Here is a 10,286-nt window from a genome sequence, read left to right as displayed (position 1 = left end):
GCGGCACGCCGCTGGTCGAACTCTACATCCTCTACCGCAAGGCCGAGGAAATCGCCCGCAGCCACGGGCTGACGGTCGCGCGCTCGCTGGTCGGCCCCTACATGACCAGCCTCGAGATGGCCGGCACCTCGATCACCCTGCTGCGCCTGACCGACGACATGATCCGTCATTGGGATGCGCCGGTCGTCACCCGGCGCTGCGCTGGGGCGCCTGAGGCGGGCAGGGGGGATTGCGCATGGCCGACCAGCTCGACGTTCCGCTCCTCACCGCCTGGCTCGGCCGCGCCGCCGCCGCGATCGAGGCGCAGCAGGGCCACCTCTCCGATCTCGATGCCGCGATCGGCGATGGCGATCACGGCGCCAACCTCGCCCGCGGTTTCAAGGCGGTGATGGCGAAGCTCGGCACGCCCGCCGATCCGGCGGCGCTGTTCCGCACCGTTGGCATGACGCTGATCGGCACCGTCGGCGGCGCCTCCGGCCCGCTCTACGGCACGCTCTTCGTCGAGATGGCCAAGGCCGCCGCCGGCCGCGCCACGCTCGACGCCGCCGGCTGGCACGGCGTGCTTGCCGCCGGCGTCGCCGGGGTGGTCGCCCGCGGCAAGGCGGCTCCCGGCGACAAGACGATGATCGACGCGCTCACCCCCGCCGTCGCCGCCCTCGAAGGGGCGGCCAGCCTGCCCGAGGCGCTCGCCCGCGCGGCCACGGCCGCGCGCGCAGGTGCCGAGGCCACCGCCCCGCTGGTCGCCCGCAAGGGCCGCGCCTCCTATCTCGGCGAACGCGCGATCGGCCATGTCGATCCGGGGGCGACCTCGTCGGCGATGCTGCTCGCCGCCCTCGCCGAAGCCGCCGGCTGAGCGGCCCCGGCGCGCGGCGTCATGGCGACCGGCCTTCTGCTCGTCTCCCACAGCGCGGCGCTGGCCCGCGCCACCGCCGAACTCGTCCGGCAGATGACCGGCGACCGCCTCGCCCTCGCCATCGCCGCCGGCGCCGGGCCGGACCATGCCGAACTCGGCACCGACCCGCTCGCCATCCTCGCCGCCTGCGAGGAGCTGGCCGGCTGCGAGGGCATCGTCGTGCTGATGGATCTCGGCAGCGCCGTGCTCAGCGCCGAAATGGCGCGCGACCTCGCGGACGATGCTCTGCGCGCCCGGCTTCACCTCGCCCCGGCGCCGTTCGTCGAGGGGGCTCTGGCCGCAGGCGTTGCGGCGGCGGCGGGGCAGGCCGCCGACCGCGTCGCTGCCGAGGCGCTGGCCGGGCTCGCGCCGAAACAGGATGCGCTCGGCACCAAGAACAAGCCGCGCCGCCACCGCCGGCCGCCACGATCACCCGCACGGTCACGCTGGCCGATCCGAACGGCCTGCATCTCCGCCCGCCGCGCGCTGTGTCGAGGCCGCCACCCGGTTCGATGCCACGCTGCACCTCCGCCACAATGGGCGCATCGCGCCGCTCGACAGCCCGACCGCGCTGATGGCGCTCGGCGCGAAGGGCGGGGCTGCGGTGACGATCGAGGCGTCCGGTCCCGAGGCCGAGCCCGCCGCCGCCGCCCTCGCCGCCATCCTCGCCGAGCGCCCGGCGGAGTCTCACACCGAACCGGGTGCAATTGCGGCACCTGGCGGAGTCGTGCCGATGTCCCCTGGCCGCGCCGCCGGCCCGGTCGTCGCCGTCATCCGCGCCCGCCCGCCGGTGCCCGAAACCACGGTGGCGGACCGCGCGGCGGCGCTCACCCGGCTCGATGAAGCGCTGGCCGCCGCCCGCGCCGCGCTTTTCGGCAACCCGATCCTCGCCGCCCAGGCCGCCCTGCTCGCCGATCCGGCGCTGATCGGCCCCGCCCGCGCCGCGATCGAGGCGGATGGCCGTCACGAGGCCGCCGCCTGGCGCGACGCCATCGCCGCCGCCGCCGCCAGCCACGAGGCGCTGGATGACCCTTATCTCCGCGCCCGCGCGCGCGATCTGCGCGAGGCCGGCGATGCCGTGCTCCGCGAACTGCTCGGCGGTGGCGGTCTCGGCCTGCCTTCCGCGCCCGCGATCATCGCGGTGGACGACCTCACCGCCGCCGAGGCCGCGAGCCTGCCGCCCACCATCCTCGGCGTGCTGGACCGGCGCGGCGGCCCCACCAGCCACGCCGCGATCCTGCTCCGCGCCGCCGGCATTCCCGCCCTGGGTGGCGTCGCGCTCGATCCGCTCCCGGCCCGCGTCGCCTTCGATGGCGCGACCGGCGAACTTGTCACCGACTCCGACGCCGCGACCGAAACCCGCTTCCGCGCCGCCGACCTGCTCGCGCCGGGCCCCGCCTCCGTCATCCTGCCGGGTGGCGAGGCGCTCGAATTCTGGGCGAATGTCGCCGGCCCCGCCGATGCCGCGGCCGCCGCCCGTGCCGGCGCCTTCGGCATCGGCCTCGCCCGCACCGAAATGCTCTTCCTCGGCCGTGCCGACATGCCCGGCGAGGATGAGCAGGAAGCCCGCGTCGCCGCGATGATCGCGCCGTTTCGGGGCCGCCCGGTCGTCGTCCGCCTGCTCGATGCCGGGGCCGACAAGCCGGTGCCCTTCCTCGCCCTGGCGGCGGAGGAAAACCCCGCGCTCGGGGTGCGCGGCGTACGCGCGCTACTCCGCCGGCCGGATTTCTGCGCCGCCCATCTGCGCGCCCTGCTGCGCGCCGGCGCCGGGCACGACCTGCGGGTCATGGTCCCCATGGTCACCTTCGCCGCCGAGTTGCGCGCTATACGCGACCTGCTCACGGCCGCCGCGGCCGATGTGGGCTGCAAGCCGCCGCCGCTCGGCGCGATGATCGAGGTGCCCGCCGCCGCCCTCACCGTGCCGGAGTTGCTGGCGGTGAGCGATTTCTTCTCGATCGGCACCAACGATCTCACGCAATACGCCCTCGCCGCGGATCGCGGCCACAAGGATCTCCCCGGCTTTGCCGATGCCGGCCACCCGGCGGTCATCGGCCTCTGCGCCCAGGTCTGCCGCGATGCCGGCACGGCTCCGGTCTCGGTCTGCGGCGAAGCCGCTGGCGATCCGGCGACCGCCCGCCTCCTGGTCGCGGCCGGCATCCGCAAGCTCTCGATGGGCGCCGCCCGGCTGGGCACCCTCCGCGCGGCGTTTTTAGCCAGCGCATCCTGACACCCGCACACCCGGACCACGGCGCCGCCACTCGGCCCGCCTCTCACCCCGTTTTTTAGAGCATCACCCGATCAGATGGAGTCATCTGATCGGGTGATGCTCTATTTATCAATATTATAGAGCACTACATCCGATCCGGATGGATCGGAGAGTGCTCTAGTGTCCCGAATCTGAAATCCATCGGATTTCAGATTCAAAGTGGACACTGGAAAAAACAATAGTTTAGTGGCCTGCTTGTCCCTGAAATTCACCCACGAATTTCAGGGGCAGGACACTAGGTTCTGTACCTATTGCCATGACTACGGAGCGTCTGATTCAAGTCTGTTTGGAGGACTTGGAACATGGCGGAACTTTTCTGGCTGAACGACACGCAATGGGCTGCGATCGAACCATTGCTGCCGAAGCTTGGCGGCAAGCCTCGGGTTGATGACCGCCGGGTGCTGAGCGGCATCCTGCATCGCTTTCGCGAGGGCTTGCGATGGCGAGCGCTTCCTGAGGCCTATGGCCACGAACCACGGTGTTCAACCGGTTCAACCGCTGGAGCCAGCGTGGCCTCTGGCAGGAGATCTTTGCGGCCCTGGTCGCCTGCGCGTATCCGCCGCGCATCGCCATGGTGGACAGCACCTCGGTTCGGGCACATCGCGCGGCCGCGGGCGGTAAAGGGGGGCGCAAAGCCAGGCTATCGGCCGGTCGAGGGGTGGACGGACGACCAAGATCCACGCCGTCGCGGATGAGCAGGGACGCATCGCCGCACTCCTCCTGACGCCGGGACAGGCCTCCGACATCAGCGGCGCCAGGGCGCTTCTGCCCACAATACCGCCACCAGAAGAGCTGATCGCCGACAAAGCCTACGACGCCGATGACCTGCGCGCCTTCCTCACCCGCCAAGGCACCAGGCCCGTGATCTCGCCCATGCCCAACCGCCGCGCCATTCCGCCCTTCGACCCCGTCGCCTACAGAAAGCGCAATCTCATCGAACGCGCCTTCTGCAGGCTCAAGGACTGGCGCGCCATCGCCACACGCTACGACAAAACCGCACGAAATTTCCTCGCAGGTATCTGCCTCGTCCTCGCCGTCACATCTTGGATCAGTTGAGTCCAGAACCTAGGGCGAGGGGACGGGATGTGGTCAGGCCGTCAGCCTGGTCTCCTCCGCCCGCTGCATCACCGGATAGCGCAGACCGGCTTTCAGCGGCGTCACGGTCAGAACGCGGCTCTTGAGCAGGCTCGCCGGCACCACCGCCGCGCCATCGGTCCAGCGGCCATCGGCTTCCACGCCGTGCCACCCTTCGGCCAGTGCCGGGTGATCGAGCGCCACCGGTTCGTCGCCCGCCATCAAGGCGCCGATCTTGACGCCGAGCCGGCGGCGGTCGCGCGGATCGGGCGTCACCTCGGCGGGAACCGCGCTGCGCGACGTGATGATCGCCGCGCCATCGGCGCGGTACTCGACCCGAAGCTGCGCGTCTTCCGTCGTCTCGAGTCCTGCGCGCCTGAGGATCTGCATCCGGACCTGCTCAACGAACGCGCCATGCTCGGCGAAGGGGGCGCAGCTTGCCGCCTCGCGCAGCGGCTGCGCGAACTCTGGATGCAGGGCGATGGCGGCACCGCCATTTTCGAAGGCCTGGCGGTTGCCGGTATCGAGGTAGCTTTCCGCCGGCATGTTCTCGGCCAGCAGGATCGCGTGCGCCGGTAGTTCGACATGGTAATAGGTGACGCTGCGCCGCTCGACCTGCCGGATCGTCGTGCCGTTGACGAGCGCTTTCGCCGGGATGAGCGCGCCGTTGAAATAGAACGCATGATCCGGCGAAACGACGAGGTCGCGCGCCGGCACGTTATCCGCAATCGCATGGGCGCCGATCAGCACCGGCTGCACCGCGTCAGGCCTTGCATGGCGACCCGGTTCGATCGTGCGATGCCCGACCCACACCACGGGCGCCGTCCCGCCGCCATGCAGGAGGACGGCGTCGCCCTTCGCCAGTTCCTCCACCGGGACGTCACCGCGCGTCGTCGCAATCCGGGTGCCCGCGGCGAAACAGGCATTCGAACCAAGCGACGACAAAGACGGCGTCACGCCATCGAACGTAATTTCGCCAGTGCCCTGACCTTGTATGTCATAGAATACACCGTCCTACGAATAGAGATTTACGTAAACCTTTCTCCCACCGCGGGAAGTTGTGAATTCCAGTCCGTGCGTATCGAGTCCCTGCGTATTGCCATCATGTCCGTTGTAGCTGGCGCCGGACGTCGTGCCCGGGAAAATCGTGTTGTCGAAAAATACGCTGCGGCCCTACTGAACTTGCCCGCTGTTTCCGACCATCCCGGTGATTGTGCTGCCTTCCCAGGTTCCGCTGATCGACAACACGGGATACCCCTGGCCGCTAACGACACCGATGTTCAGGGGGTTGGTGATGGTGGCGATCGTTGTCGAGATCGTCACGTTGACCGTGTCTGTGTATGAACCGTCGGCAAAGGTATATGTAAAAATTTCCTGTCCGGACATGACGAAATGCCTCAAAAAAGATATTATATCTAAAGATGCATACAGTAAATCACCCAAGTTAACCTTTTCGTATCCATGGAATGTTGCCGGTGCAAACTTTTTATTGGTGCAGGCTCATTCACTCGGGTAACGCAGTCCCCCGGACCGTGCGATGCGTCGGGCCAGCCCGGCCCTGCCCATCGTCGTTAGAGTATCTTTATCCGATGAAATGTTTCCACATGACCGGACAAGGATGCTCTGACGGTCATTGGACTGGAGCACTGTATCCGATCCGGACGGATCGGAATCCGCTCAGTCCCCCGCCTGCGTCGCGAGCCGCCGCGCCGGCGCCGCGCGGCCGGGCTGGCGATGCCGATAGGCGATCGCCTCCGCGATATGCTCCCGCCGCACCACATCGATGCCCGCCAGGTCGGCGATGGTTCGGGCCATCCGCAGGATGCGCGTCAGCCCCCGCGCCGAGAGATGCAGCCGGTCCGCCGCCTGCTCCGCCAGCGCCCGCGCCCCGGCATCGAGCGCGATCGCGTCGCTGGCGATTTCGGCGTTCGTCACGCTCTCGCCCTGCCGTTCGCGCTGGATCATCCGGCATGCGGCCACCCGCGCGGCCACGGTCTCGCTCCGCTCGCCCGGCGGTGCCCGCATCAGTTCCGCCGGACTCGCCGGCGCGATCTCCACCACGAGATCGATGCGGTCGAGCAGCGGTCCGCTGATCCGCCCCTGATAGTCCTCCCCGCAGCGCGGCGCGCGGCCACAGGCGCGGGCGGCATCGAACAGGTGGCCGCAGCGGCAGGGATTCATCGCCGCAACCAGCTGGAACCGCGCCGGATAGGTGACATGCGCCGCCGCCCGCGCCACCGTGGTCCGCCCGGTCTCCAGCGGCTGGCGCAGCGCCTCGAGCGCCGCGCGCGGGAATTCCGGAAACTCGTCGAGGAACAGCACACCCCGATGCGCCAGCGAAATCTCGCCAGGCCGCGCCCGGTTGCCGCCGCCGGCGATCGCCGCCATGCTCGCCGAGTGGTGCGGTTCGCGGAAGGGTGGCCGCGTCACCAGCCGCCCTTCGTTCAGCAGCCCGGCAACGGAGTGAACCATGCTGACCTCCAGCGCCTCGCGCGGTGTCAGATCGGGGAGCAGACCCGGCAATCGCGCGGCCAGCATCGATTTCCCGCCTCCCGGCGGGCCGATCATCAGCAGGTTGTGCTGTCCCGCGGCGGCGATTTCGAGAGCGCGCCGCGCGCCCTCCATTCCCCGCACGTCGGCGAGGTCCGGCTGGCTGGACGGAGGCTGCAACCGCCCCCGTGCTGGCGGTTCAAGCAACGCGTCGCCGCGGAAATGGTTGATCAGCCCGAGCAGGTCGGCCGGCGCCAGCACGCCGATCTCGCCGGCCCAGCCCGCTTCCGGCCCCTGCGCCGCCGGGCAGATCAGGCCGAGATCGCGCGCCCCCGCGGCAATCGCCGCCGGCAGCACGCCGGCTACCGGCGCGAGCCGCCCGTCGAGCGACAGCTCGCCGATCGCGGCGAAGCCTGCCATCTCCTCCGCGGGCAGCACGTCCATCGCGGTCAGCACGCCGAGCGCGATCGGCAGGTCGAAATGGCTGCCCTCCTTCTGCAGGTCGGCCGGGGCGAGGTTCACGAGGATGCGCTTCGCCGGCAGGGCGAGGCCCATCGCGGTCAGCGCCGCGCGCACTCGCTCCCGCGATTCCGCCACCGCCTTGTCCGCCAGCCCGACGATGAGGAACACCGGCAGCCCGGCGGCGATCTGCACCTGCACCTCGACCGGCTGCGCCTCGATCCCGGCGAAGGCGAAGCTCTGGATGCGGGCGATGCTCACACAGCCGCCCCGGCAAGAAAACCCTCGCGCCGGAGGCTCAGCCAGCCGGCCTTGCCGATGATGACGTGGTCGTGCAGCGTCACGTCGAGCAGGGCGACGGCGCGTTGGATTTCCCGGGTCATCTCGATGTCGTCGCGCGAGGGGGATGGATCGCCGCTCGGATGGTTGTGGACGAGAATCAGCGCCGTTGCGCCCGTCTCGACCGTTCGCCGCACCACCTCGCGGACATAGACGGGCGTGTGGTTCACCGTGCCGCGCGAAGCGACCTCGTCGGCCACCAGCCGGTTGCGGTTGTCGAGATAGAGCACGCGGAACTGCTCGACCGTCTCGCGCGCCATGGCCATGGTGAGATAGTCGATCAAACGCTCCCAGTTGTTGAGCAGCGGTGCGCTGGCAAGCTCCGTCCGCGCCAGGCGGATGGCCGAAGCCTGCACCAGCTTGATCGCGGCGACGCTGTGCTGCCCGAGGCCCGGCGTTGCGAACAGCGCCTCCGGCGCGGCGGCGAGCACGCCGGCATAGGAGCCGAACCGGTTGATCAGCGCCTTGGCCAGCGGCTTGGTATCGCCTTTCTTGAAGGCAAGGAAAAGCAGCATTTCCAGCAGCTCGTAATCGGCCAGCGACTCGGCGCCGCGGCCGAGCAGCTTCTCGCGCATCCGGCCGCGATGGCCCTGCGGTCCGGTGCTGGAAAACGGGAGTTCTGCCGCCGGCGCCGGATCGAACGTGTCGCGCTCCGCCATCCCGCGTGGCCGCGGGGCGGCTTCAGGAAAAGGCCCGGCATCGTGCCGGCGGATCGCGCGGAACAGTCTTTCCAGCAAGTGGCGCGAAACCTTCCTCAAAAATACACGCGAAGGTTGAATATTACCGATCAACCGGGCGGCTTGTCCAGTCTTTCGCGGTACCCGATTTCATCCCGCCGCGCGGGCATGGCTTGCGCCGCTGCCGGCGGCGCAGATAGAAGAGCGCCACGGCCGCCACTCGCGGCCGCCACCAGCCCCGGAGACGTCCATGAGCCGCATCATTCGCACCGAAGCGAACGAAATCCTTTCCAAAGCCGTCGAGTATCATGGCTTCGTCTACACCCAGGGTGTGGTCGCGTCTGACCCCTCCGGCGACATCACGGCGCAGACCCGTGACGTTCTGGCCCAGATCGATGCGCTGCTGGAACAGCACGGCACCGACAACACGCGGCTGTTGCAGGCTCAGATTTGGCTGAAATCGATTGACGACCGCGCAGCGATGAACGCGGTTTGGTCGGCCTGGCTGCCGGAGGGCGGCGCGCCGGTCCGCGCCTGCGTCGAGGCTCGCCTTGCCGACCCGCGCCTGCTGGTCGAAATCATGGTGGTCGCCTGCCGCTGAGGCTTCTGCCCTCAAATTACCGAAAGTTGCGATTCCCGCCGGGTGAGTGCGAGATTTTCACCCGGCGTTAGCAATTTCGCGGTAAATTGATGTTTGTGACACGGGCGAAACATTAAATTCTCATCGTGTGTGACATTTTTGCTTGCCTGAAGGGTTGCATTTACCGCAGTCCCCCGTAACAGAAATGCAAGGTATGCGTGGCTTGAATTGACCGTCCGAGCGAGTCGTAGCGGCAATGCGCCTGTGACGACGATTTGGAATCATCTCGCAGATGCCTGTTTGGATTGTGGTTTTTTTGTGTTCGATTGCGTCACGGGGGTCGGGAAGGTGAACGGGGCATGAGAACGTGCGTGACAAACTTGAATGGAGTGTTGCGCATTGTCGGCGGCGTTTCGTCCGTCATGCTGTTCGCGCAGATCGCTCATGCCAAGGCGACCCGTGTTATTGACATTCCTGTAACAAAACATTCGACCGCTCCTGTCCGCAAGGTCGCAGCGCGTCGTCTCCCCACAAATCATGTCAGCGCGTCGGCCGAACATCCGGTCGAAATCCATCACGTCGTCGATCGCGTCACTTCGCCTCATCCCGCCGCCGTCCGCGCAGCGCAAATCCATCACACCGTCGTCCATCACACCGTCGTCCATCACACCGTTGCTCACGCCGCGCCGGTGCATCGCGCGGTCGTCCACGCGGCCATCCGCCATGTCGTCGAGCCGCGTCGGGTGGACGCGCATCCTGCCATTGTCCGCCGCGTCGTCGACCGCCATCCGGCGGAAGTGCATCATGCTGAAGTGCATCATGCCGTTGTGCGCCACGTTGTCGTCCACCGCCCGGTGGTTGCACATCCCGCTTCCATCCGCCACGTCGTGGAACGTCGTCCGGTCGAACCGCATCATGCTCCGGTTCGCCATGTCGTTGTCCGCCGCGCGGTTGAGCATCGCCCGGTGGTTCACCATGTCGTGCTGCACGAGGCCCGGCGCGATCACGTCCGCTATCCGCACCGCCTCGCCAGCAGCCATGGATATCGCTGGTGCGTGCCCTATGCCCGCGATGTTTCTCATATCGACATCAAGGGCGATGCGTTCCTCTGGTGGGCCGAGGCCGCCGGCCGCTATGCCCGCGGCCACCGGCCCGAACCGCGTGCGGTGCTCAACTTCCGCCCGACCGGCCGCATGCCGCTTGGTCATGTCGCCGTCGTCGCGAAGGTGATCAACAGCCGGGAGGTTCTGGTCAATCAGGCCAATTGGATCCCCGATACCGTCTCGCATGACGTACCGGTGATCGATGTGTCGCCGCACAATAACTGGACCGAAGTGAGGGTTGCGCTTGGCAATGGCCGTTTCGGCATGACCTACCCGACCTACGGCTTCATTTATGACCAGGCGCCGAGCAACATCGTCTACGCCAGCAATGGCGGCACCGAGGTTGCGGAAGCGCCGGTTGCCCACAAGATCCGCCTGACCGCGCCGAACCGCAAGCTGCGCTGAT

At 68.1% G+C, this 10,286-nt stretch carries 10 protein-coding genes and 3 pseudogenes; 8 read left to right on the top strand and 5 right to left on the bottom strand.

The features are described 5' to 3' along the window. From ACIDOCELLA78_RS000000101850 to ACIDOCELLA78_RS000000101825, 6 genes and pseudogenes are all read left to right on the top strand, one after another. Positions 1–389 (top strand): dihydroxyacetone kinase subunit DhaK (locus ACIDOCELLA78_RS000000101850; protein WP_249675345.1); only part of this gene is annotated, 389 nt, incomplete at its 5' end. Then, positions 296–853, top strand: coding sequence for a dihydroxyacetone kinase subunit DhaL (gene dhaL, locus ACIDOCELLA78_RS000000101845; RefSeq protein ID WP_249675362.1), 558 nt, complete (start codon positions 296–298; stop codon positions 851–853). The genes ACIDOCELLA78_RS000000101850 and dhaL, both read left to right, overlap by 94 nt. Before the next feature lie 21 nt (positions 854–874). After that, positions 875–1,186, top strand: a pseudogene (locus ACIDOCELLA78_RS000000101840) (PTS-dependent dihydroxyacetone kinase phosphotransferase subunit DhaM); the annotation flags it as partial. Next, positions 1,134–1,502, top strand: a pseudogene (locus tag ACIDOCELLA78_RS000000101835) (HPr family phosphocarrier protein); the annotation flags it as partial. The pseudogenes ACIDOCELLA78_RS000000101840 and ACIDOCELLA78_RS000000101835, both read left to right, overlap by 53 nt. A 123-nt stretch (positions 1,503–1,625) precedes the next feature. Continuing rightward, entirely contained in the window at positions 1,626–3,119 is a 1,494-nt protein-coding gene (locus tag ACIDOCELLA78_RS000000101830; RefSeq protein ID WP_249675357.1) for a putative PEP-binding protein, read from the top strand. A gap of 341 nt (positions 3,120–3,460) precedes the next feature. Beyond that, a pseudogene (locus ACIDOCELLA78_RS000000101825) lies at positions 3,461–4,214 on the top strand (IS5 family transposase). Positions 4,215–4,247: 33 nt separating this feature from the next. Here the strand turns inward: ACIDOCELLA78_RS000000101825 and ACIDOCELLA78_RS000000101820 are convergent. From ACIDOCELLA78_RS000000101820 to radC, 4 genes are all read right to left on the bottom strand, one after another. Continuing rightward, positions 4,248–5,189, bottom strand: coding sequence for a Hint domain-containing protein (locus tag ACIDOCELLA78_RS000000101820; RefSeq protein ID WP_249675340.1), 942 nt, complete (start codon positions 5,187–5,189; stop codon positions 4,248–4,250). Between the two features lie 216 nt (positions 5,190–5,405). Then, a complete protein-coding gene (locus tag ACIDOCELLA78_RS000000101815; RefSeq protein WP_249675337.1) occupies positions 5,406–5,618 on the bottom strand; it encodes a hypothetical protein in 213 nt (70 codons plus the stop codon). Between the two features lie 291 nt (positions 5,619–5,909). After that, positions 5,910–7,442 (bottom strand): YifB family Mg chelatase-like AAA ATPase, encoded by a 1,533-nt coding sequence (locus ACIDOCELLA78_RS000000101810; protein ID WP_201728137.1) that lies wholly within the window; start codon positions 7,440–7,442, stop codon positions 5,910–5,912. Continuing rightward, on the bottom strand, positions 7,439–8,257 hold the full coding sequence (gene radC, locus ACIDOCELLA78_RS000000101805; protein WP_249675334.1) for a DNA repair protein RadC: 819 nt from the start codon (positions 8,255–8,257) through the stop codon (positions 7,439–7,441). The genes ACIDOCELLA78_RS000000101810 and radC overlap by 4 nt, the downstream gene beginning before the upstream one ends. Before the next feature lie 190 nt (positions 8,258–8,447). On the opposite strand from radC, the gene ACIDOCELLA78_RS000000101800 reads away from it, so the two are divergent. Then, positions 8,448–8,798 carry a RidA family protein gene (locus tag ACIDOCELLA78_RS000000101800; RefSeq protein WP_201728136.1) on the top strand — a complete coding sequence of 117 codons (351 nt, stop codon included), beginning with the start codon at positions 8,448–8,450 and terminating at the stop codon, positions 8,796–8,798. Between the two features lie 260 nt (positions 8,799–9,058). Here ACIDOCELLA78_RS000000101800 and ACIDOCELLA78_RS000000101795 read toward each other — a convergent pair whose 3' ends face one another. Continuing rightward, positions 9,059–9,784 carry a hypothetical protein gene (locus ACIDOCELLA78_RS000000101795; RefSeq protein WP_249675331.1) on the bottom strand — a complete coding sequence of 242 codons (726 nt, stop codon included), beginning with the start codon at positions 9,782–9,784 and terminating at the stop codon, positions 9,059–9,061. Between ACIDOCELLA78_RS000000101795 and ACIDOCELLA78_RS000000101790 the strand changes: the two genes are divergently transcribed. Then, on the top strand, positions 9,743–10,285 hold the full coding sequence (locus ACIDOCELLA78_RS000000101790; protein ID WP_249675328.1) for a CHAP domain-containing protein: 543 nt from the start codon (positions 9,743–9,745) through the stop codon (positions 10,283–10,285). The genes ACIDOCELLA78_RS000000101795 and ACIDOCELLA78_RS000000101790 overlap by 42 nt on opposite strands. Position 10,286: the final 1 nt, after the last annotated feature.

The sequence above is a fragment of the Acidocella sp. C78 genome (assembly GCF_907164655.1).
This window is presented reverse-complemented; position numbering and strand designations above follow the sequence as displayed.

Coding starts and splice junctions, on each gene's coding strand:
- ACIDOCELLA78_RS000000101830 (WP_249675357.1), top strand. CDS start 1,626: ATGTCCCCTGGCCGCGCCGCCGGCCCGGTCGTCGCCGTCATCCGCGCC.
- ACIDOCELLA78_RS000000101815 (WP_249675337.1), bottom strand. CDS start 5,618: ATGTCCGGACAGGAAATTTTTACATATACCTTTGCCGACGGTTCATAC.
- ACIDOCELLA78_RS000000101800 (WP_201728136.1), top strand. CDS start 8,448: ATGAGCCGCATCATTCGCACCGAAGCGAACGAAATCCTTTCCAAAGCC.